The 20593-nt window shown below is 70.8% G+C and carries 23 protein-coding genes; 22 read left to right on the top strand and 1 reads right to left on the bottom strand.

The annotated features are described in order from the left end of the window. Nucleotides 1-23 precede the first annotated feature (23 nt). The 8 genes from MUG78_RS03735 to MUG78_RS03700 all read left to right on the top strand — a co-directional run bounded on the left by MUG78_RS03735 (nt 24) and on the right by MUG78_RS03700 (nt 6491). On the top strand, nt 24-917 hold the full coding sequence (locus MUG78_RS03735) for an Rv0497 family membrane protein (protein ID WP_246992317.1): 894 nt from the start codon (nt 24-26) through the stop codon (nt 915-917). Between the two features lie 2 nt (nt 918-919). Further along, the gene (locus MUG78_RS03730; RefSeq protein ID WP_246992315.1) at nt 920-1816 is read left to right on the top strand and encodes a sugar phosphate isomerase/epimerase family protein; all 897 of its coding nucleotides are present in this window, start codon (nt 920-922) and stop codon (nt 1814-1816) included. Beyond that, nucleotides 1797-2666: a thioesterase family protein gene (locus MUG78_RS03725; protein ID WP_246992313.1), complete on the top strand. Its 870-nt coding sequence runs from the start codon at nt 1797-1799 to the stop codon at nt 2664-2666. The genes MUG78_RS03730 and MUG78_RS03725 overlap by 20 nt, the downstream gene beginning before the upstream one ends. Before the next feature lie 48 nt (nt 2667-2714). Continuing rightward, the gene (gene proC, locus MUG78_RS03720) at nt 2715-3593 is read left to right on the top strand and encodes a pyrroline-5-carboxylate reductase (protein WP_246992311.1); all 879 of its coding nucleotides are present in this window, start codon (nt 2715-2717) and stop codon (nt 3591-3593) included. A 183-nt stretch (nt 3594-3776) separates the two neighbouring features. After that, entirely contained in the window at nt 3777-3980 is a 204-nt protein-coding gene (locus MUG78_RS03715) for a helix-turn-helix domain-containing protein (protein ID WP_246992309.1), read from the top strand. Between the two features lie 152 nt (nt 3981-4132). Further along, entirely contained in the window at nt 4133-4234 is a 102-nt protein-coding gene (locus tag MUG78_RS03710) for a 30S ribosomal protein bS22 (protein ID WP_003402602.1), read from the top strand. Between the two features lie 71 nt (nt 4235-4305). Next, complete coding sequence (locus MUG78_RS03705; protein ID WP_246992307.1) at nt 4306-5361, top strand: NAD-dependent epimerase/dehydratase family protein; 1056 nt, start codon at nt 4306-4308, stop codon at nt 5359-5361. A 65-nt stretch (nt 5362-5426) separates the two neighbouring features. Next, a complete protein-coding gene (locus tag MUG78_RS03700; protein WP_246992305.1) occupies nt 5427-6491 on the top strand; it encodes a lysophospholipid acyltransferase family protein in 1065 nt (354 codons plus the stop codon). Here MUG78_RS03700 and MUG78_RS03695 read toward each other — a convergent pair. Then, nucleotides 6479-7663: an HAD family hydrolase gene (locus MUG78_RS03695; protein WP_372493105.1), complete on the bottom strand. Its 1185-nt coding sequence runs from the start codon at nt 7661-7663 to the stop codon at nt 6479-6481. The two genes, MUG78_RS03700 and MUG78_RS03695, sit on opposite strands and share 13 nt — an antisense overlap. A 99-nt stretch (nt 7664-7762) precedes the next feature. Here MUG78_RS03695 and MUG78_RS03690 point away from each other — a divergent pair, with 99 nt between their 5' ends. The 14 genes from MUG78_RS03690 to resB all read left to right on the top strand — a co-directional run bounded on the left by MUG78_RS03690 (nt 7763) and on the right by resB (nt 20560). Continuing rightward, on the top strand, nt 7763-8068 hold the full coding sequence (locus tag MUG78_RS03690; protein ID WP_246992303.1) for a glutaredoxin family protein: 306 nt from the start codon (nt 7763-7765) through the stop codon (nt 8066-8068). A gap of 4 nt (nt 8069-8072) precedes the next feature. Then, nucleotides 8073-9398: a glutamyl-tRNA reductase gene (locus MUG78_RS03685; RefSeq protein WP_246992301.1), complete on the top strand. Its 1326-nt coding sequence runs from the start codon at nt 8073-8075 to the stop codon at nt 9396-9398. Nucleotides 9399-9442: 44 nt separating this feature from the next. Next, nucleotides 9443-10396, top strand: coding sequence for a hydroxymethylbilane synthase (hemC, locus tag MUG78_RS03680; protein WP_246992299.1), 954 nt, complete (start codon nt 9443-9445; stop codon nt 10394-10396). 55 nt (nt 10397-10451) lie between these two features. Beyond that, nucleotides 10452-12074: a bifunctional uroporphyrinogen-III C-methyltransferase/uroporphyrinogen-III synthase gene (locus tag MUG78_RS03675; protein ID WP_246992297.1), complete on the top strand. Its 1623-nt coding sequence runs from the start codon at nt 10452-10454 to the stop codon at nt 12072-12074. 10 nt (nt 12075-12084) lie between these two features. Continuing rightward, nucleotides 12085-13074 (top strand): porphobilinogen synthase, encoded by a 990-nt coding sequence (hemB, locus tag MUG78_RS03670; protein WP_246992295.1) that lies wholly within the window; start codon nt 12085-12087, stop codon nt 13072-13074. Beyond that, entirely contained in the window at nt 13071-13625 is a 555-nt protein-coding gene (locus tag MUG78_RS03665) for a hypothetical protein (protein WP_246992293.1), read from the top strand. The genes hemB and MUG78_RS03665 overlap by 4 nt, the downstream gene beginning before the upstream one ends. Further along, on the top strand, nt 13622-14086 hold the full coding sequence (locus MUG78_RS03660) for a hypothetical protein (RefSeq protein WP_246992291.1): 465 nt from the start codon (nt 13622-13624) through the stop codon (nt 14084-14086). Before MUG78_RS03665 ends, MUG78_RS03660 begins: the two co-directional genes overlap by 4 nt. Next, nucleotides 14083-14619: a transport-regulating membrane protein Mce1N gene (mce1N, locus tag MUG78_RS03655; RefSeq protein ID WP_246992290.1), complete on the top strand. Its 537-nt coding sequence runs from the start codon at nt 14083-14085 to the stop codon at nt 14617-14619. Before MUG78_RS03660 ends, mce1N begins: the two co-directional genes overlap by 4 nt. After that, nucleotides 14616-15458, top strand: a complete 843-nt coding sequence (locus MUG78_RS03650; RefSeq protein WP_246992288.1) for an SGNH/GDSL hydrolase family protein — start codon at nt 14616-14618, stop codon at nt 15456-15458. The genes mce1N and MUG78_RS03650 overlap by 4 nt, the downstream gene beginning before the upstream one ends. A gap of 109 nt (nt 15459-15567) precedes the next feature. Then, nucleotides 15568-16905: a glutamate-1-semialdehyde 2,1-aminomutase gene (gene hemL, locus MUG78_RS03645; protein ID WP_246992286.1), complete on the top strand. Its 1338-nt coding sequence runs from the start codon at nt 15568-15570 to the stop codon at nt 16903-16905. Between the two features lies 1 nt (nt 16906). Continuing rightward, a complete protein-coding gene (locus MUG78_RS03640; protein ID WP_246992284.1) occupies nt 16907-17533 on the top strand; it encodes a histidine phosphatase family protein in 627 nt (208 codons plus the stop codon). An 11-nt stretch (nt 17534-17544) separates the two neighbouring features. After that, on the top strand, nt 17545-18132 hold the full coding sequence (locus MUG78_RS03635) for a TlpA family protein disulfide reductase (protein ID WP_308221323.1): 588 nt from the start codon (nt 17545-17547) through the stop codon (nt 18130-18132). Next, nucleotides 18129-18932 (top strand): cytochrome c biogenesis CcdA family protein, encoded by an 804-nt coding sequence (locus MUG78_RS03630; RefSeq protein ID WP_246992282.1) that lies wholly within the window; start codon nt 18129-18131, stop codon nt 18930-18932. The genes MUG78_RS03635 and MUG78_RS03630 overlap by 4 nt, the downstream gene beginning before the upstream one ends. Continuing rightward, the gene (gene resB, locus MUG78_RS03625; RefSeq protein ID WP_246992280.1) at nt 18929-20560 is read left to right on the top strand and encodes a cytochrome c biogenesis protein ResB; all 1632 of its coding nucleotides are present in this window, start codon (nt 18929-18931) and stop codon (nt 20558-20560) included. The genes MUG78_RS03630 and resB overlap by 4 nt, the downstream gene beginning before the upstream one ends. The last annotated feature ends 33 nt before the right edge of the window (nt 20561-20593 follow it).

The raw sequence follows: 20593 nt of genomic DNA, 5'->3' as shown, positions 1-20593 counted from the left end.
GACCAGGATGGAGTTGGCCGCCGATGGCACATGAGCCGGATCCGGTTCCGATCACCGTCGAAGAACTGATCGCCCGCACCGCCGAGGACACCGCGTTCCCGCGCGCCGACTCGCTGTCGGTGCGTCGTGCCGCGACCGAACCGTCGACGTCGACCACCGAGCCGGAGCGGCCCACCACGGCCTCCGGCATGCCCGCGTACACGCCGCCCACCGCGGCCGCGCCGGCCGCGCCGAAGGCGCGCGTCATCGGCGCCAGCGGCATGCCGGCGCACACGCCCGCCGCCGCCAAGCCCGGGGCCGTCGCCAAGCCCGAGTCGGCCAACGTGGTGACCGGCATCATCCCGGTGGTCACCGACACCGGCTCGCTGCGCCGGGTGGAGAGCGACGACCTGATCGGCGAGGACCTGCCGACCGGTGCGAACGCCGCGCTGGTGGTGCAGCCGGCCGCCGACATCGACCCCACCGTGGTCACCGCGCCGCAGACACCCGTGGCGGACGACGCCGCCGCCGAGGTGGCGACGAAGGCTGCGCCGGAGCCCGACACGGCCGCCGACGAGGCCAAGGTCGACAAGGCGGACAAGAAGGCCGAGAAGGCGGCGAAGAAGGCCGAGCAGAAGGCCGCGAAGGCGGCGAAGGCCGACGCCGATGCCGCGGAGCACCCGCGTTCGGCGGCTCTGGGCTGGCTCGGTCTGGTCGGCGAGGTGCTGCTGGGCGTGCTGATCGGCGGCGGCCTGTTCTGGGGCTTCACCGTGCTGTGGAAGCAGTACGTGTACTTCGCGCTGATCCTAGCCGTGCTGGTGATCTTCGCGATCGTCACCTTCGCCTACGTGCTGCGTAAGCGGGACCTGCCCACCACGCTGCTGGCGCTGGCGGTGGGGCTGATCGTGACGATCGGCCCGCTGGTGATGCTGGTCTGACGTTGCACCCTCCTGCCCTCCGACCGGAGATTCCGATCGGTCTGTCCACGGCGTCGGTCTACCCGCAGAACACCGAGGCGGCCTTCGCGTACGCCGCCGAGATCGGCTACGACGGCATCGAGCTGATGGTGTGGTCGGATCCGGTGAGCCAGGACGTGGCCCACGTCGCGCACCTGTCGCAGAAGTACCAGGTGCCCGTGCTGTCCGTGCACGCCCCGTGCCTGCTGATCTCCCAGCGCGTCTGGGGCCGCGACCCGTCGGCCAAACTGGTGCGGTCGGTGCAGGCCGCCGAGGATCTGGGCGCGGACACCGTGGTGGTGCACCCGCCGTTCCGCTGGCAGCGCGAATACGTGCGCGGCTTCGACAAGCTGGTCCGGCGTCTCGAAGCCGACAGCGACGTGAAGGTGGCCGTGGAGAACATGTTCCCGATGCGCGCCGACCGCCTCTTCGGCGCGGGCGCCCGGTCCGCCCATCGGATGGCCGAGCGCGGCGGAGCGCCGGGCCTGCACGCGTCGGCCTTCGGCAAATCGATCGACCCCACCGACCACGGCTACGACAACTACACGCTCGACCTGTCGCATGCGGCGACCGCCGGCGTGGACGCGCTGGAGCTGGTCGACCGGATGGGCGCCGGACTGGCGCACCTGCACCTGACCGACGGCACCGGTGCGGCCACCGACGAGCACCTGATCCCCGGCGACGGCTCCCAGCCGTGCGTGGCCGTCTGCAACCACCTCGCCGACGGCGACTTCGCCGGTTCGGTGGTGCTCGAAGTGCACACCGGGTCGGCCAAGAACAAGGCCGAGCGCAGCGCCATGCTGACCCGCTCGCTGGAATTCGCCCAGACCCATCTGGCCCGCAACCCACGACAGGACGAACATGTCGACCGTGCTTGGTGACCTGCTGACCTTCGACGTGATCGGCGACGACGCCGACTCCGTCACCTACCGGGGCTCGGTCTCGCCCGCCTTCACCATCGGACCCAAGGTGCACGGCGGCAGCCTGCAGATGATGGCGGCCTCCGCGGCCCGTGCCGCTCTGTACCGCCTGGGCGGCCCGGATCAGCCCGCGGGCACCACGGCCATCGCGGTGGCCAGCGACTTCCTGGCCGCGCCCGACCCGGCCGAGGTGACCCTCGCCGTCCGCCTGCTCAAGCGGGGCCGCACCGTCTCGCTGGCGCACGTCGACGTGCTGCAGGCCGACCGGGTGATGGTCTCGTCGTCGGTGACGCTGGGCCGGCCCGACGTCGGCGACCCGCACCACAGCGGCGGCACCGTGCTCGACGACCTGCCGCCGGTCCCGACCGCCGATGCGGTGCCGATCGACGACTCGCCGCTCGGCGAGGTGATGCACCTGGCGCCCGCGATGGATCTGGCGCTGGATCCGCACTGGTTCCCGGTGCTGCGCGGTGAGCAGGGCGAGCCGCAGATCCGCGGCTGGACGCGCCCCAAGGACCCGGCGGCACAGCCGGCGAGCATGGCGGCGGACTTCCCGGTGCTGGTGTGCGACGTCTCGCCGCCGGTGGTGATGAACCTCGGCTTGTTCGGCTGGGCGCCCACCGTGCAGCTGACCACGTACCTGCGGCGGGTGCCCGAGACCGGGCCGGACGGTGCCGGGTGGCTGCGGTTCGCCGCCACCAGCACCGAGGTGGGACAGGGCATGTTCGCCGAGGACCATGCGGTGGTCGACGAGACCGGCGCCCTGGTGGCGCAGTCGCGGCAGTTGGCGCTCATCCCGAGCGCGCGCTGACCCGGATCGACCAGAGAACGACACGAGCGAGAAGACGAGAGAGACGACATGAGCGAGCGGGTAGCGATCATCGGCGGCGGCAAGATCGGTGAGGCCCTGCTGGCCGGCCTGATCAAGGCGGGCAAGCCCAGCCGCGACCTGGTGGTGGTGGAGAAGCTGCCGGCGCGGGCGACCGAGCTCGCCGAGGACTACGGCGTCCGCGTGACGCAGGACGTGCGGGACGCGGCCGAGAGCGCGCAGGTGGTCTTCCTCGCGGTGAAGCCGGACGCCGTCGAGTCGGTCCTGCGAGAATTGGCGCGGGCCGACGACAGCGGCGAGACCGAGCGCATCACGGTGTCGCTGGTGGCCGGCATCCCGACGGTGCGCTACGAGGCCGCGCTGCCCGCCGGCACCCCGGTGATCCGGGTTATGCCCAATACCCCGATGCTCGTCAACGAGGGCATGAGTGCGGTCTGCGCCGGTCGGCACGCCGACGAGGAGCAGGTCGCGGTCGCGGTCCGGCTGATGGAGACCGTCGGCAAGGTGATGGTGGTCCCGGAGAAGCAGATGGATGCGGTCACCGCGATCTCCGGCTCCGGTCCGGCCTACTTCTTCCTGATGGTGGAGGCGCTCGCCGATGCCGGGGTCGGACTCGGGTTGACGCGCGTGCAGGCCCTCGAACTGGCCGGGCAGACCCTCAAGGGGGCCGGCGAGCTGCTGGTCGAATCCGGGGTCTCCCCGGTGGATCTGCGTGCCGCGGTCACCTCGCCCGGCGGGACCACCGCCGCGGCGCTGCGCGAGTTCGAGCGATACGGGCTGCGGCACGCCACCAGCGAGGCCGCGCGGGCCGCCGCCGAGTACAGCAAGATGGCCGCACGTCGAGCCGACGTTGAGGGTTCGCGCGGCGGCGGCGCAGTGGCCGCCGAGTTCGTCGACGACGAGGGCTGAGTCCGCGACCTGCGATTATGGGACGATTCGGCAAATAACAGCCGAGTAATACATCGCCAACTTGGCCACTCACGTCGCAGATTTCACATCTGCCACGTTAAGCTTCTATCAGCACGTACGTGTCTATGTCCGCCGGAGGGGAAGCCGGTGGCCACGATGCGTGCACCGGAGGTTTGATTATTCATGGCTGCAGTAGATGAGCCCGGTGCAGGGACCCAGTTTCTGACCGTTGCCGAGGTTGCCGCGCTGATGCGCGTTTCGAAGATGACCGTGTACCGCCTGGTGCACAGTGGAGAGCTGCCGGCCGTGCGCGTCGGTCGTTCGTTCCGCGTGCACGCCAAGGCCGTGCACGACTACCTGGAGACCTCGTACTTCGACGCCGGATAGTTCCGCGCGCAGCCCGATTTCGTCTCCGGTTCATCGAATCGGTAAGATGGAGCCTCGGGTCCCGGTCGCGCTGAGCGGGACTGGAGCGCCGTAATCGTCCCAGCTGTCGACCGCGGCCTACGGACCATCAGCAAGATCGTGAGGAGAGCCCCATGGGTTCAGTGATCAAGAAGCGCCGCAAGCGCATGTCGAAGAAGAAGCACCGCAAGCTGCTTCGCCGTACTCGCGTGCAGCGTCGTAAACTCGGCAAGTGAGTCGAGAGACGTAACACCCACGAAACCCGCTCAATCTTGGGCGGGTTTCGTCGTTCGTTAGCCTGGAGAACATGACAGATCTGCCCGCAGGGACCGCGCCGCGTTCGGTGCTGGTCACCGGCGCCTCCACCTTCCTCGGCGGCTACCTGGTGTCGCGCCTCGCGGAGAACCCGGACATCGAGCGGATCGTGGCCGTGGATTCGCGGGTCCCCAGCAAGACGCTGATGCGCCGCATGGGCCGCGCCGACTTCCTGCGCCTGGACATCCGACGACCGGCCATCGCCCGCGCGCTGGCCGGCTACGACGTCGATACGGTGGTGCACGCGGCGCCGTCGATCATGGATGCCGCAGGCCACTCGGCCGCCATCAAAGAGCTCAACGTGGTCGGCTCCATGCAGGTCTACGCCGCCTGCCAGCGCACCCCCAGCGTGAAGCGGGTGATCCTGCGGTCCACCGCGATGATCTACGGCGCCAGCTCCGCCGACCCCGCCTACTTCCGCGAGGGCACCCCCGCGCGCCGCGAACCCAAGCGCGGCTACGGCCGGGACATGCTCGACGTGGAGGGCTACGCCCGCGGACTGGCCCGTCGTCGGCAGGACATCGACGTGACCATCCTGCGCCCGCAGGCCATCCTCGGTCCGCGCATCGCCACCCGGATGAGCAGCTACCTGTCCATGCCGATGGTGCCGGTGGTCTTCGGTCACCAGGCACGACTGCAGTTCCTGCACGAGGAGGACGCCCTCGGCGCGCTGGAGTGGGCCACCACCCGCGGCACGCCGGGCACCTTCAACCTCGCCGGCGACGGCGTGGTGACCCTCGCGCAAGCGGTCCACCGAGCCGGACACGTTCAGCTGCCGGTGCCCCCGCAGCTGCTGTCGCCGTTGGTCGGCGTGCTGCGCGACGGTCGGCTGCCGTCGATCCGCGCCGAGCAGGAGGGCTTCCTGTCGTTCGGTCGGGTCCTCGACACCACGCGCATGCGCGAAGAGCTCGGTTTCCACCCGCGGTACACGACGCGGGAGACGCTCGACGACTTCGTCGAGCGGGGCAACACCTCGCCGGTGGTCAGCGAGGACGCCTGGCGGCGCCTGCAGCAGCGAGCGGTGTCCGCCGCCACAGCGATCCAATGACCGGCCGGACTACGATGAACGACGGGCGACGTGACAACGAAGGGGTGGGTTCACTCGTGCCACCGATGGATAAGCGCAGCGACGCGCGCACCGCGAAGGTGATCTCGCTGTACACCTCCGACCAGCGGGCGCCGTCCGCGCCGCTGGGACATCCGAACACCGACGGTTTCGGGACCGACGGCGCCGAGATCGTCCCGATCAACACCGACATCGTGCTGCCCGACGAACCCGGCCCCCAACTCGACCAGGTGCGGCAGTCGCCGCTGTTCAGCCTCGGCGGCCTCCGCAACGCGGTCGCCGACTCGCTGATCGCCACGTCCGGCTTCATCCGGGAGCGGATGACCGGCGAATACGCCGTCGACGACTTCGGCTTCGACCCGCACTTCACCGAATCGGTCTGGTTCCCGGCCGTCCGGCAGCTCTACCAGAAGTGGTTCCGGGTGGAAGTGACCGGCATCGAGAACCTGCCGTCCGAAGGCGCCGCGCTGCTGGTGGCCAACCACGCCGGCACCATCCCGATCGACGCCGTGATCTGCTCGCTGGCCGTGCGCGACAACCACCCGGCCGGCCGCTACCTGCGTCCGCTGGCCGCCGACATGGCCTTCGACACCCCCGTGGTCAGCGAGTTCGCCCGCCGCATCGGCGCCACCCTGGCCTGCCACGAGGACGCCGAGGCGCTGCTGCGCCAGGGCGAGCTCACCGCGGTGTGGCCGGAGGGCTTCAAGGGCATCGGCAAGATGTACAAGGACCGGTACAAGCTGCAGCGCTTCGGCCGCGGCGGCTTCGTGACCACGGCGATCCGCACGGGCGCGCCGATCATCCCGGTCTCGATCGTCGGCTCCGAGGAGATCTACCCGATGATCGCCGACCTCAAGCCGCTCGCGCGGGCCCTGGGTCTGCCGTACTTCCCGATCACGCCGCTGTTCCCGTGGCTCGGCCCGCTCGGCATGGTGCCGCTGCCGTCCAAGTGGCACATCCACTTCGGTCGGCCCATCGACACCAGCGGCTACGACACGGCGTCGGCCGACGACCCGATGGTGGTCTTCGACCTCACCGACCACGTGCGCGAGGAGATCCAGCAGACGCTGTTCCGCATGCTGAGTCGTCGCGCCAGCGTCTATTTGGGCTGACGGTCTGCGAACGCGCGCAGCATACGGCCGGTGACGAACGCCCCGCCGGTGGCGGCGCCGAGGACCATCGCCGAACCCGCACCGTACTTGGCGGCCTTGCGTGCGGTCCGGAAGTCGTACGACTCCCAGCCGCGCACCTTCGCGACGTCGCGCAGATCCGCGTCCGGGTTGATCGCCACGGCCGTGCCGACCAGCGACAGCATCGGCACGTCGTTGTACGAGTCGGAGTAGGCGGTGCAGCGCTTGAGGTTCAGGCCCTCCCGCACCGCCAGCGCACGGATGGCGTGCGCCTTGCCGGGGCCGTGCAGGATGTCGCCCACCAGGCGGCCGGTGAACACGCCGTCCTCGCTCTCGGCCACGGTGCCCAGGGCGCCGGTCAGGCCGAGGCGGTGGGCGATGGTCTGCGCCAGCTCCACCGGTGTCGCGGTGACCAGCCACACCTGCTGGCCCGCGGCCAGGTGGCGCTGCGCGAGCGCCTCGGTGCCCGGCCAGATGCGGTCGGCGATGTACTCGTCGTAGATCTCCTCGCCGAGCGCCACCAGTTCCTCGGTGGAGCGTCCGGCGATGAAGCTGAGCGCCTTGTCGCGACCCTGCGCGACGTCGTCCATGTTCTCGCGGCCGGTCAGCCGGAACTTGGCCTGCTGCCACGCGAACTTCGCGATGTCGTTGTAGGAGAAGTACTTTCGGGCGGCCAGGCCGCGCGCGAACAGCACGATCGACGCGCCGTGCACCAGCGTGTTGTCGACGTCGAAGAAGGCGGCCGCCGTCAGGTCGGTCACCTCGGGTGTCTCCGAATCGGTGGCCGCCGGCGTACGACGACGCAGCGATTCGACGGCGGCGGTGGCCGCCGCCTCACCGGCGAGCACCTGGCGCAGTTCGCCCGCGCTCTGCCGGAAGCGGCCGGCGCGATCGGCCAGCCAGGCCGCGACACGACGGTTCTCCTCTTCCTCGCGCAGCGCGGCCGCGTCGGCCTCGCTCAGCTCGGCGTCCTCGGCGTAGTCGTCGTCGTGCGGGTCCGCGTCGAACTGCTCGGCCGCCAGCTCCTGGCTCTCGTGGACGTGCGCGAGAATCGCCTCGTCCTCCAGCGCCTCGTCCACGAGCGCATCGTCGGCGGTCGCGTCGCCTGCGGCCTCGTCGAAGTCGGTGTCGCGGTCGGGGGAGTTGCGGCTCACGGGCTACCTCCTGGGCATCGGGTGAAGCGTGCGGTTCGGTGCGGTTTCAGCCTAGCGTGAGGGGTGGGGAAGCGCCGTCTGTGATTAGACTCGCCGCTTGTGAGTGCTGAGCAGAAGTCCCTTCCGGTGGTGACCTTGCTGACCCGGGCGGGCTGCCACCTGTGTGCGACCGCCCGCGCCCAGCTCGAGACGATCCTGGCCGACTACGCGCTGACGCCGCAGGTGGCCGACGTGGACGAGCTGGCCGCCGCGGGCGATCCGGATCCGCGGGCGGAGTACGGCGACCGGGTGCCGGTGGTCCTGCTCGACGGCGTCGAACACTCCTACTGGGAGGTCGACGAACCGCGGCTGCGCGCCGACCTCGCCGGGGCGATGGAACTCCCGCCGGGAAGTGAACTACCCTGACCGGGTGAGTCTTTTGTTGTTCGGGGTCTCCCATCGGAGCGCTCCAGTACCGGTCCTCGAACGACTTGCCGTGTCTGAACACGACCGGCCCAAGCTCGTCTCGTCGGTGTTGCAGTCCCACGCGGTCAGCGAGGCCATGCTGGTCTCCACCTGCAATCGCATCGAGTTGTACGCCGTGGTCGACGCCTTCCACCCGGCGCTGGAGACCGTGGGGCAGGTGTTCGGCGAGCACTCCGGCATGAGTTATGCCGACATGACCGACCACGCCTACGTGCGCTACTCCGAGGCCGCGGTGGAGCACCTGTTCACCGTCGCCGCGGGCCTGGACTCGATGGTGGTGGGCGAGCAGCAGATCCTCGGCCAGATCCGCACCGCGTACTCGGTGGCCGACGAGCACAAGACCGCGGGCAGCACCCTGCACGAACTGGCGCAGCAGGCGCTGCGGGTCGGCAAGCGGGTGCACAGCGAAACCGGTATCGACCGCGCCGGCGCCTCCGTGGTGTCGGTGGCGGTGGCCCGCGCCGACGCCGTGCGCGGCACCGGCCAGCCGCCGATGCGGCGCGCCGTGGTGATCGGCGCCGGGGCGATGGGGTCGCTGGCCACCAGCGAACTCGCACGCCTGGGCATCACCGAGATGTTCGTGGTCAACCGCACCACCGAACGCGCCAACGAACTCGCCGCCCGCGTCACCGAGCGCTACGGCATCCCCACGCGCGGGGCCGGGATCGACGACGTGGCCGAGGTGATGGCCGACGCCGACATCGTGGTGACCGCGACCGGCTCGGTGACGCCGGTGCTGCAGGTGGGCGACGTGCACCAGGCGCTGCTGCGGCGCGCGTCGATGATCCCGCTGATGATCTGCGACCTGGGGCTGCCCCGCAACGTCGACCCGGCCGCGGCCCGCCTGCCCGGCGTGCACGTGATCGACATCGAGAGCCTGCGTGGCGACAGCGGCGCCCGCGCCGCCGCCGACGACACCGCCGCGGCCACCGCCATCGTGGCCGGTGAACTGGCCGGCTACCTGTCGGCGCAGCGGCAGGCCGAGGTGACCCCGACGGTCGCCGCGCTGCGCCAGCGCGCCGCCGATCTGGTCGACGCCGAGATCCTGCGGCTGGAGAGCCGCCTGCCCGATCTCGATGCGGCCCAACGCGACGAGGTGGCCAAGACGGTGCGCCGCGTCGCCGACAAACTTCTGCACGCGCCGACGGTGCGGGTCAAGCAGCTCGCCTCGTCGGGCAGCACCCACTATGCCGAGGCGCTGCGCGAACTGTTCGAACTCAAGCCGGGGACCGCCGAACAGGTCGCGGCCCCGGATCCGGGCTCGCGCTGAGCCGGTCCCGTAATCGCATCACGGGCACAACGAAAGGACCCGGCGTGTCTGTCGCCCCCATCCGTATCGGTACCCGCGGCTCGCTGCTCGCCACCACGCAGGCGCAGGGCATCGCCGACCGGCTGACCGCCGCCGGCCACCCCGCGGAACTGGTGATCATCAGCACCGACGGTGACACCTCCACCGCCCCGGTCGCGCAGATCGGTGTCGGCGTGTTCACCACCGCGATTCGCATCGCACTGCGCAACGGTGAGTGTGACGCCGCGATTCACTCATACAAGGACCTGCCGACGGCGCCCGAACCGGACCTCGCCATGGCGGCCGTGCCGACCCGCGTGGATCCCCGAGATGCGCTGGTCAGCCGGGATGGACTGGTCCTCGGCCAGCTGCCCCCGGGGTCGCTGGTGGGCACCTCGTCGCCGCGGCGTGCGGCGCAGCTTAGAGCACTGGGTCTCGGTTTGGAAATTCGCCCCCTACGGGGCAACCTTGATTCTCGGTTGGGCAAAGTCGCGAACGGGGAACTGGACGCGGTGGTCGTCGCCCGAGCCGGACTGGTTCGCATCGGTCGTACCGAAGCGGTCACCGAGGCACTCGATCCTGTGGTCATGTTGCCCGCGCCGGCACAGGGGGCTCTCGCCGTCGAATGCCGTGCCGACGATGCCGAACTGGTGAGAATCCTCGCCGAGTTGGACGACCCGTCCACCCGTGCGGCGGTCGACGCCGAACGCGCAGTGCTCGCGACCCTGGAGGCCGGGTGCACCGCGCCGGTCGGCGCCATCGCCGAGGTGGTCGAATCGATCGATGAGGACGGGCGCATCTTTGCCGAACTGTCGCTGCGCGCGGCAGCTGCGGCCGAAGACGGATCCGAAGTGATCCGCGCTTCGACGGTGGGCCCGGTGGAACGGGCCGTTGAACTGGGCAAGGATCTCGCCGCCGAACTGCTGGAGCTCGGTGCTGCCGCACTCGTCAACCCGGATCGCAACCGCGACACCGACTGACGGCTCCCGCAGAGAACGAACTGCAGCCCGCTCGCGGGCAGGAGAGTGCGAACGCATGAGCCGTACCAAGAATGCTAGTCCCGGCCGAATCCTGTTCGTCGGGTCGGGTCCCGGTAATCCGGATCTGCTGACCGTACGTGCCCTCAACGTGCTGGCCGAGGCGACTGTCGCCTTCGTCGACCCCGATGTGGCACCGGCCATCGTCGACCTGATCGGCTCGGCGCACGCCGTCCCCGAGGTCGCGCCGGTGCGCAGTGGACGCAAGGCCGCCGAGGAGGCTCCCGCCCCCGAACCGGTCGACGAAGCCGAACCGGTGGTCCGTCCCGCGCTCGGCGATCCGTCGCAGGTCGCCAAGATCCTGGTGACGCAGGCCCGCACCGGCACCGACGTGGTGCGCGTGGTGGCCGGCGATCCGATGACCACCGACGCGGTGCTCGCCGAGATCACCGCCGTGGCCCGCACCACCGTCGTCTTCGAGGTGCTGCCCGGTCTGCCGCACGCGGCCGCCGTCCCCGGCTTCGCCGGCCTGCCACTCGGCTCCGGCCACACCGTCGCCGACGTCCGCGGCGACGTGGACTGGGCCGCCCTGGCCGCCGCCCCCGGCCCGCTGGTGCTGCACGCCACCGACGGCCACCTCGGCGAGGTCGCCAGCGCGCTCACCGAGCAGGGCCTCGCGCCGCAGACGCCCGTCGCCATCACCGTGCACGGCACCACCTGCCAGCAGCGCACCATCGACACCACCCTCGCCTCGCTCACCGAGCACGCCGCCGCCGTCGCCGGCTCGCTGATCCTCACCGTCGGCAAGCTCGTCGGTTCGCGCACCAAGTTCTCCTGGTGGGAGTCGCGCGCCCTGTACGGCTGGACCGTGCTGGTGCCCCGCACCAAGGATCAGGCCGCCGAGATGAGCGACCGCCTGGTGACCCACGGCGCCATCCCGCAGGAAGTCCCGACCATCGCCGTCGAGCCGCCGCGCAGCCCCGCCCAGATGGAGCGCGCGGTCAAGGGTCTGGTCGACGGCCGCTACCAGTGGCTGGTGTTCACCTCCACCAACGCGGTCCGCGCGGTGTGGGAGAAGTTCGCCGAGTTCGGTCTGGACGCCCGCGCTTTCTCCGGCGTCAAGATCGCCTGCGTCGGCGAAGGCACCGCCAACGCCGTGCGCTCGTTCGGTGTGGAACCCGAGCTGGTGCCCAGCGGCGAACAGTCGTCGCTCGGCCTGCTCGACGACTTCCCGCCGTACGACGAGATCTTCGACCCGGTGGACCGCATCCTGCTGCCCCGCGCCGACATCGCCACCGAAACCCTCTCCGAGGGCCTCAGTGCGCGCGGCTGGGAGATCGACGACGTGACCGCCTACCGCACCGTCCGCGCGGCGCCGCCGCCCGCGGCCACCCGCGAGATGATCAAGACCGGCGGTTTCGACGCGGTCTGCTTCACCTCGAGCTCCACGGTGCGCAACCTGGTCGGTATCGCGGGCAAGCCGCACGCCCGCACCATCGTCGCGTGCATCGGCCCGAAGACCGCGGAGACGGCCCTCGAATTCGGTCTGCGCGTGGACGTGCGGCCGGAGGATGCCTCCATCTCGTCGCTGGTCGACGCGCTCGCCGCACACGCCGCCGAACTGCGCGCCGAGGGCACCCTGCCCCCGCCGCGCAAGAAGTCGCGCCGCGCCCGCTCGTAGACTTGCTGCCATGAGCCTGCACCGTCCGCGCCGCCTGCGCACCACGGCCGCCATGCGCGGCCTCGTCGCCGAGACCCGGATGGATCCGGCGCAGCTGGTGCTGCCGATGTTCGTCGCCGACGGCATCGACGCCCCGCGGCCGATCAGCTCCATGCCGGGCGTGGTGAACCACACCCTGGAGTCGCTGCGCGTGGCCGCCCGCGAGGCGGTGGACGCCGGGGTCGGGGGCCTGATGCTGTTCGGCGTCCCGCGCCCGGAGGACAAGGACGCGACCGGCTCGTGCGGGCAGCAGCCCGACGGCATCCTCAATCGCGCTCTGCGCCTGCTGGCCGAGGACCTCGGTGACACCACCGTGCTGATGGCCGACACCTGCCTGGACGAGTTCACCGATCACGGGCACTGCGGGGTGCTCGACGACGCCGGGCGCGTCGACAACGACGCCACCCTGGAGCACTACCGGGAACTGGCGCTCGCGCAGGCGCGGGCCGGCGCGCACGTCGTCGCACCGAGCGGCATGATGGACGGCCAGGTGGCCGCCATCCGCGAGGCGCTCGACGCCGAGGGCTTCACCGACGTCGCCGTCCTGGCCTACACCGCCAAGTACGCGTCCGCCTTCTACGGACCCTTCCGGGAGGCCGTCGGCTCGTCGCTCGACGGGGATCGTCGCACCTACCAGCAGGATCCGGCCAACCGGACCGAGTCGGTGCGCGAACTGCTCGCCGACCTCGACGAGGGGGCCGACATGGTGATGGTCAAGCCCGCGATGAGCTACCTGGACATCGTGCGGGAGGTGGCCGACCGGTCCGACCGCCCGGTCGCGGCGTACCAGATCAGCGGCGAGTACGCGATGATCTGCGCCGCCGCCGAACGTGGATGGATCGACCGGGAAGCCGCGCTCGACGAGGCCGTGCTGTCCATCGTGCGCGCCGGTGCGTCGATCGTGCTGACCTACGCGGCCGTCGAGATCGCCCATCGCCTGCGACTCCGGGCCGGCTCGTGACGGTCCCGCTCGCGACGCGCCCGACCGCACCCGAGTCCGTCCGGACCGCCGGGCAGCTGGTGGCGATCGCGCTGGTCTTCGAACTGATCGCGTTCGCCGGCAGCTACTCGACGATCCGCGCGGATGCCTTCACCTACGCGAAGAAGATGGCGGAGGGGCCGAACGGCCCGCAGAACGTGGACCAGATGGCGACGATCGTCGCGGTGCTGTCCATCGTGATCGCGTCGGTGGTCGCGTTGGTGTTCACCGCCGGACTGCTGTGGCTGGTCTGGCGCGGCATCGGGTGGGCGCGGTTCCTGCTGGCCTGGGTCGCGGCGGTGATCGCGGTGATGCTGGTGATCGACGTCCTCGGCCTGCTGCTGGGCTTCTCGCCCGGCGACGGTGCCGCCGACCTACCCACCTGGGCGATGATCCCGCGTATCCTCGGCGGCGTCGCCGCCATGGGGGCAGCAGCGGCCCTGCTGCACCCGGACACCAAGAAGTTCCTCGACGCGAGCGCGGCGTACCGTCGAGAAGGACATGGTCCGCACCAACGAGGGGACAGCAGATGACCGAGCAGGCGGTGGCGTATCACCCTGATCCGGCGACACGACCGACGCAGGTGCGCTGGGCGTTCCGGCTCTGGCTCGGCTCCGGCGTCCTGTTGGTGGCCCTCGGCGTGTACCTGTTGATCGCGTCGCTGTTCGAGACCGCCTGGCACCTGGACCGCCTCGCCGTCGAGGTGCTCGTGATCATCCTCGGCCTGGCCTACATCTCGTTGGCCCGCAAGGCGTGCATGGGCGCCCAGTGGCGCGGCTCGCTTGCCGCGCTGACCAGCGTGGTGGCCGTGATGCTGCTGGTGCTGACCGTCGGCTTCCAGTCCGGGCTGCTGGCGGCCGTGTTCGCCGCCTCGGTGGTCGGGCTGGCCGCCACCATCCTCGCGTACCGTCCGGCCGCCGACGCCTGGTTCACCGGCAAGGCGAAGGACTGCGGGAACGCCGGGGGGAAGACGAAGGGCCGGAACGCCCAGTGAGCGAAGACCCCGTCGCCGACGAGCCCGCAGAGATCGCGGAGGGCGAGATCCTCTTCGACGAAGCCGGCGGCAGCTGGTGGGTGGTGGCGATCGGGCCGGTGATGATCGCGGCCGTGCTGATCATGGAGATCGTCGGCGGCGGAGCGATCCACTGGCCGGTGCTCACCATCTTCGGCGTGATCCTGGTGGGCTTCGCCCTGCTGCAGGTGGCCGCGGCACGACAGCACGTCTCGGTGCGGCTCACCGAGACCACGCTGCGCCAGGGCGCGCAGACCATCGCGCTCGACGAGATCGCCGAGGTGTACCCGGAGAACCGGTCGTCCGAGCACCAGAAGTGGGAGAGCGCCCGCGCGCTCGGCGAACTCCCCGCCGTCCCGCGCCGGCGCAAGGGCGTCGGCGTGAAGCTGACGAACGGCAAACTCGCCCAGGCCTGGGCGCGCGACGTGGACCTGTTCCGCACCGAACTCACGCAGGCCCACCTCGCCGTGAAGCTGGGGTTGGGACCCAAGAAGTCGGGACCGCAGCAGTCGTGACCCGGGCGGTCACGGCACTGGTGGCGACCCTGCTGGCGGCGACCCTGCTGGTGCTGTTCGCCGGCTGCGCAACGCCTGCCGACGAGACCCCCGTGAAACAGGCGCATCTCGGCGACAGCTTCGCCGCCGGTACCGGGGTGCGTCCACTGGTGGCCGACTCGTCGTTCCTGTGCCAGCGCGCGGAGGGCAACTTCGGGCGGCTCGTGGCCGCCGACCGCGGCACCGACCTGACCGACGTCTCCTGCGCGGGCGCCACCACCGCGGACCTGACCGCCGCGCAGTACGAGGGCGTCGGCCCGCAGCTGGACGCCCTCGACGCCGACACCGATCTGGTGACCCTGGCCCTGGGCGGCAACGACGCCGACGTCTTCGCCACCGCCGTGTCCGAGTGCGCGCGGCTGGGTCGCGCCGATCCGGAGGGTGCGCCGTGCCGAGCGGCCCTGGGCAACCGGCTGTTCGCCGCGCTGGACACCGTCACCCGGCCCGCGCTCACCGCGGGACTGCGGGCGATCGCCGAGCGCGCGCCGCACGCGCGGGTGATGATCGTCGGCTATCCGTGGCTGCTGCCGCCCACCGACGGCTGCTTCGCGCAGGTGCCGATCGCCGCGGGCGACGTCGTCTACCTGCATCGCCTGCAGCAGCGACTCAATCAGGTGGTGGCCGACGCCGCTGCCGCGGCCGGTGCGGTCTACGTGGACATGGCGCAGGCGTCGGTCGGACACTCCGCCTGCGCCGACCCGCAGCAGCGGTGGATCGCGCCGCTGGGCGGCGTCGGCTCGCTGCACCCCACGGAACTCGGTCAGCGCGCGATGGCCGAGAGCGTGCTCGCACGCCTCTGAGCGCCTGCTTCATGACCTGGATCACCGAATCCGGGGCGAACCTGTGAGGGGCCTGAAATACGGCTACCGCGATTGGGTCCACACGCCAACATTTGGAACACTGGAGTTCATGGTCCCCTCCGTCGACATGTCCGCCGCCACGCCCGTGAGTGCGGAACTGTTCGCACGGGCCGCACGATCCATTCCGGGCGGTGTCAACTCCCCGGTCCGGGCCTTCTCCGCGGTCGGCGGCACCCCGCGGTTCATCGCCGAGGCCGCCGGCTCGCAGCTGGTCGACGTCGACGGCAACCGCTACGTGGACCTCGTCTGCTCGTGGGGCCCGATGATCCTGGGCCACGCCCACCCGGAAGTGGTCGACGCAGTGCGCTCGGCCGCCCTCCACGGCCTCAGCTTCGGCGCCCCGACCGAGGCGGAGATCGCGCTGGCCGAGGCCATCGCCGCGCGCGTCGACCCGGTGCAGCGCGTGCGCCTGGTGAACTCGGGCACCGAGGCCACCATGTCGGCGGTCCGCCTGGCCCGCGGCTTCACCGGCCGCAGCAAGATCATCAAGTTCTCCGGCTGCTACCACGGCCACGTCGACGCGCTGCTCGCCGACGCCGGCTCCGGCGTCGCCACCCTGGGCCTGCCCACCTCGCCCGGCGTCACCGGCGCCGCCGCGCACGACACCCTGGTGCTGCCCTACAACGACCTCGACGCCGTCGCGGCCGCCTTCGAGGCGCACCCCGGCGCGATCGCCGCGGTGATCACCGAGGCCGCCGCGGGCAACATGGGCGCCGTCGCGCCCGTCCCCGGCTTCAACGCCGGGCTGCGCGCGCTGGCCGATCGCCACGGCGCCCTGCTGATCATGGACGAGGTGATGACCGGCTTCCGCGTCAGCGGCTCCGGCTACTACGGGATCGACGGCGTGGCCGGCGACCTGTACACCTTCGGCAAGGTGATGAGCGGCGGCCTGCCCGCCGCGGCGTTCGGCGGTCGCGCCGACGTGATGGATCACCTCGCCCCGGTCGGGCCCGTCTACCAGGCCGGCACCCTCTCCGGGAATCCGGTGGCCGTCGCCGCCGGGCTCGCGACGCTGTCGCTGGCCACCGACGAGGTGTACGCGCAGCTCGACGCCAACGCCGCGCGCGTTCAGCAGCTGCTCACCGAAGCGCTCAGCGCCGCCGGCGTGGCCCACCGCGTGCAGGCCGCGGGCAACCTGTTCAGCGTCTTCTTCACCGACAGCGACCAGCCGATCGTCGACTACGCCGGGGTCAAGGCCACCGACACCTGGCGGTTCGCCCCGTTCTTCCACGCCCTCCTCGCCGGCGGCATCTACCCGCCGCCCAGCGCCTTCGAGGCGTGGTTCGTTTCCACCGCACTGAGCGACGACGACTTCGCGCGCCTCGCCGATGCCCTTCCGGCTGCCGCCGCCGCGGCCGCCGCCGCCGTCGCACCCGGACAGGACTGACATGAAGACGATCGTGCACATGATGCGCCACGGTGAGGTGCACAACCCGGACCAGATTCTGTACGGGCGCCTCCCCGGCTTCCGGCTCGCCGAGAACGGCCAGGCGCAGGCCCGGACCGTCGCCGACGCCCTCGCCGGCCACGACATCGCCGCCGTCTTCGCCTCGCCGCTGCAGCGCGCGCAGGAGACGGCCACGCCGATCGCCGCCGCGCACGGCCTGGAGATCATCACCAACGACGACCTCATCGAGGCCGACAACCAGTTCGAGGGCCTGCGCGTCTCGGTGGGCGACGGCGCGCTGAGCAAGCCGCGGCACTGGAGCAAGCTGCGCGACCCGTTCACCCCGTCGTGGGGCGAGCCGTACCTGCAGATCGCGCACCGCATGCTGTCGGCGGCCGCCCTGGCCCGCAAGACCGCGGCCGGCCACGAAGTGGTGTGCGTGAGCCACCAGCTGCCGGTGTACACGCTGCGCCGCTTCCTGGAGGGTCGTCGCCTCTGGCACGACCCGCGCATCCGCCAGTGCTCGCTCGCCTCGCTGACCAGTCTCGTATACGACGGCGACGAGCTCGTCGACATCGTCTACTCCGAACCGGCCGGCGCCTCGGATCCGCGGATCACCGGAGCGTGACGTTGCGAAGTGTGCGTTCCCTCTCGGTCCTGGCCGCGGCCGTGGTGCTGCTGCTCGCGGTGACCGGCTGCGCCACCGGCGACGACGCCGTGGTCCAGGGCGGCGCCAATCAGATCGTCGCACCGGGCGGCAAGACCGTGATCACCTACGACCCGGCCGACCGCACGCCGATCGGCGACGTCTCCGGGCCGAACCTGCTCGGCGACGGCACCGTGAACCTGGACTCGTACAAGGGCGAGGTCGTGGTGGTCAACGTGTGGGCGTCGTGGTGCCCGCCGTGCCGCAAGGAGGCCCCGGAGCTGGAGAAGGTGTACCAGCGCGTCAAGGATCAGGGCGCCGCGGTGGTCGGCATCAACTTCCGCGACAACCGCGGTTCGGCGCAGGACTTCGCGCGCGACCGCGGCCTCACCTACCCGTCGATCTACGACTACGGCGGGCAGACGCTGTCCGCGCTGGGCGTGCCGGTCGGCGCCGTGCCGACCACGGTGGTCCTCGACCGTGAGCTGCGCCCGGTGATCGTCTACCTCAAGGCGGTCAGCGAGCAGGAGATCTACGACGAAGTGCAGCGCGTCCTGGCCGAGGACGTCGACCCACGATGACCACACTGCACGTGGCGGGGGTCGCCGAGACCTTCGCCGACACCGTCTCGTCCGGGCCGCTGCTGCTCGGCCTCGGCGTGTGCGTGCTGGTGGGTCTGATCTCGTTCGCGTCGCCGTGCATCGTGCCGCTCGTGCCCGGCTACCTGTCGTACCTGGCGGGCCTGGTCGGCGCCGAGGCGCCGGCCGTGGTGCCCGGGGAGCCGCCCAAGAAGGGCCGCCTGCGGGTGGTGGGCGCGGCCTTCCTCTTCGTCCTCGGCTTCACCGTGGTGTACGTGCTGGCCACGTCGGCCCTGTTCGGCGCCACCACCGCGTTCTACGACCAGTCGCGCATGCTGCTGCTGCAACGCATCGGCGGCGTGGTGACCATCGCGATGGGCCTGGTCTTCATCGGCACCATCAAGATGCAGGACTACCGGATGAACCCCATCCGGGTCTCGCACTGGGTGGGCGCACCGCTGCTCGGCGGCGTCTTCGCGGTCGGCTGGATCCCCTGCAGCAGCGCCACCCTGGGCGCGGTGCTGGTGGTGGCCGCCAACACCGAGGGCATGACGGCCTGGCGCGGCGTCGCCCTGGTCATCGCCTACTGCATCGGCCTGGGCCTGCCGTTCCTGCTGCTGGCCTTCTCTTCGGCGTGGGCGGTGCGCAGCCTCGGCTTCCTGCGCCGCAACGCCCGAACCATCCAGGTGATGGGTGGAGTCCTGATGATCGGCGTCGGTCTGCTGCTGCTGTTCGGCTGGTGGAACGACATCGTCGACTGGATTCGGATCACCATGATCTCTGACGTGGAGCTGCCGATATGACCACCAAGACCTACCGTCCGTCGCCGGTGCAGCGGTTCGTGGTGACCCCGTTGCGCAAGGTGTGGCGCGAGCTCACCGCGATGCGCACCGCGCTGGTGCTGCTGTTCCTGCTGGCGCTGGCCGCGGTGCCGGGCGCCCTGCTGCCGCAGCGCGACCTCAACGAGGGCAAGACCGCGCAGTACATCGCCGACCGCGGCACCCTCGGCGTCTGGATGGACAAGGTCGGCCTGTTCGACGTCTTCGGCTCCGGCTGGTTCACCGCGATCTACCTGCTGCTGTTCATCTCGCTGGTCGGCTGCCTCACGCCGCGGATCTGGGAGCACTTCAAGGCGCTGCGCACCCAGCCGGTGCCCGCCCCGCGCAACCTCACGCGGTTGCCGCGGCATATCACCGAGACGGTCGACGGCGCCCCCGCCGAACTGGCCGAGCGGGTCACCGCCAACCTGCGCGGCTGGCGTCGCACCACGCGGGAGCTGCCGGCGAGCAAGGCCTACCCGGACGGCGCCGTGGAGGTGTCCGCGGAGAAGGGCTACCTGCGTGAGTTCGGCAACCTGACCTTCCACTTCGCGCTGCTCGCGCTGCTGGTGACCATCGCCGCGGGCAAGATGTTCGGCTACGAGGGCACACGCATCCTGGTGGCCGGCGACGACCAGATGCTGTGCAACACCTCCACCGCGGTGTACGACTCCTTCCGGGCCGGCGCCATGGTCGACGGCACCGACCTCAGCGAGTTCTGCGTGAAGGTGGAGAACTTCGAGGCCACGTTCCTCGATACCGGCCAGCCCGACATGTACACCTCGCAGGTCCGCTACACCACCGACATCCGGTCGCCGCAGGACACCTGGGAGCAGGGCACCATTCGCGTCAACGAGCCGCTGCGCGTCGCCGGCGACCGTGTCTACGTGCTCGGCAACGGCTACGCGCCCACCTTCACGGTGACCTTCCCGAACGGGGAGACCCGGACCCAGACGGCGCCGTTCCTGCCGCAGGACACGCAGACCATGCTGTCCGAAGGGGCCATGCGCTTCGAGACCCCGGCCGGCATGTTTCCGGACGAGGACGAGCGCCGGAAGAACCAGATCGCCGTCGACGGCCTGTTCGCCCCGGACCCCGCGTTCCACTCCACCCTGCTGCTGTCGCAGTCACCGATCGTCAACGATCCGCAGGTGGCTGTGCGCGTCTACCAGGGCGACGCCGGCCTCGACACCGGTCAGGCGCAGAGCGTCTACGAGCTCGACCGTCGCCTGATCGATCAGGGTCGCCTGGTGCGCAAGGCGTCGGTGAACCTGAAGCAGGGGGAGAGCGCCACCCTGCCCGACGGCACCAAGGTCACCTACGACGGCTACCGCCGCTGGGTGTCCATGCAGGTGTCCCACGACCCCGGTCAGACCTCCGTGCTGGTCTCCGCCATCGTGATGATCGCGGGTCTGCTGGTGTCCATGCTGGTGCGGCGTCGTCGCATCTGGATTCGCCTGGTTCCGGCGGTGACCGAGGGTGATCAACGACGTACTGTAGTTGAGGTGGCCGGATTGGCTCGTACCGATCAAGCCGGCTGGGGAGAGGGCTTCGACGAGCAAGCTCGAGCCCTACTGGTCGAAGGCGGACGCCTCCGACCGGGCGGACTGTAGTCCGCACGAGGAAGAAATCGAGGAATCGATCAC

The sequence above is a fragment of the Gordonia alkaliphila genome, assembly GCF_023017165.1.
Lineage (GTDB): Bacteria > Actinomycetota > Actinomycetes > Mycobacteriales > Mycobacteriaceae > Gordonia > Gordonia alkaliphila.
The sequence above is the reverse complement of the archived record's forward strand: the minus strand, read 5'-3'. Positions and strand labels throughout refer to the sequence as shown.

What these genes read in the sequence shown, in the direction of transcription:
- MUG78_RS03735 (WP_246992317.1), top strand. Translation starts at nt 24, where the DNA reads ATGGCACATGAGCCGGATCCGGTTCCGATCACCGTCGAAGAACTGATC.
- MUG78_RS03725 (WP_246992313.1), top strand. Translation starts at nt 1,797, where the DNA reads ATGTCGACCGTGCTTGGTGACCTGCTGACCTTCGACGTGATCGGCGAC.
- proC (WP_246992311.1), top strand. Translation starts at nt 2,715, where the DNA reads ATGAGCGAGCGGGTAGCGATCATCGGCGGCGGCAAGATCGGTGAGGCC.
- MUG78_RS03715 (WP_246992309.1), top strand. Translation starts at nt 3,777, where the DNA reads ATGGCTGCAGTAGATGAGCCCGGTGCAGGGACCCAGTTTCTGACCGTT.
- MUG78_RS03710 (WP_003402602.1), top strand. Translation starts at nt 4,133, where the DNA reads ATGGGTTCAGTGATCAAGAAGCGCCGCAAGCGCATGTCGAAGAAGAAG.
- MUG78_RS03705 (WP_246992307.1), top strand. Translation starts at nt 4,306, where the DNA reads ATGACAGATCTGCCCGCAGGGACCGCGCCGCGTTCGGTGCTGGTCACC.
- MUG78_RS03700 (WP_246992305.1), top strand. Translation starts at nt 5,427, where the DNA reads ATGGATAAGCGCAGCGACGCGCGCACCGCGAAGGTGATCTCGCTGTAC.
- MUG78_RS03675 (WP_246992297.1), top strand. Translation starts at nt 10,452, where the DNA reads ATGAGCCGTACCAAGAATGCTAGTCCCGGCCGAATCCTGTTCGTCGGG.
- hemB (WP_246992295.1), top strand. Translation starts at nt 12,085, where the DNA reads ATGAGCCTGCACCGTCCGCGCCGCCTGCGCACCACGGCCGCCATGCGC.
- MUG78_RS03660 (WP_246992291.1), top strand. Translation starts at nt 13,622, where the DNA reads ATGACCGAGCAGGCGGTGGCGTATCACCCTGATCCGGCGACACGACCG.
- hemL (WP_246992286.1), top strand. Translation starts at nt 15,568, where the DNA reads ATGGTCCCCTCCGTCGACATGTCCGCCGCCACGCCCGTGAGTGCGGAA.
- MUG78_RS03640 (WP_246992284.1), top strand. Translation starts at nt 16,907, where the DNA reads ATGAAGACGATCGTGCACATGATGCGCCACGGTGAGGTGCACAACCCG.
- MUG78_RS03630 (WP_246992282.1), top strand. Translation starts at nt 18,129, where the DNA reads ATGACCACACTGCACGTGGCGGGGGTCGCCGAGACCTTCGCCGACACC.
- resB (WP_246992280.1), top strand. Translation starts at nt 18,929, where the DNA reads ATGACCACCAAGACCTACCGTCCGTCGCCGGTGCAGCGGTTCGTGGTG.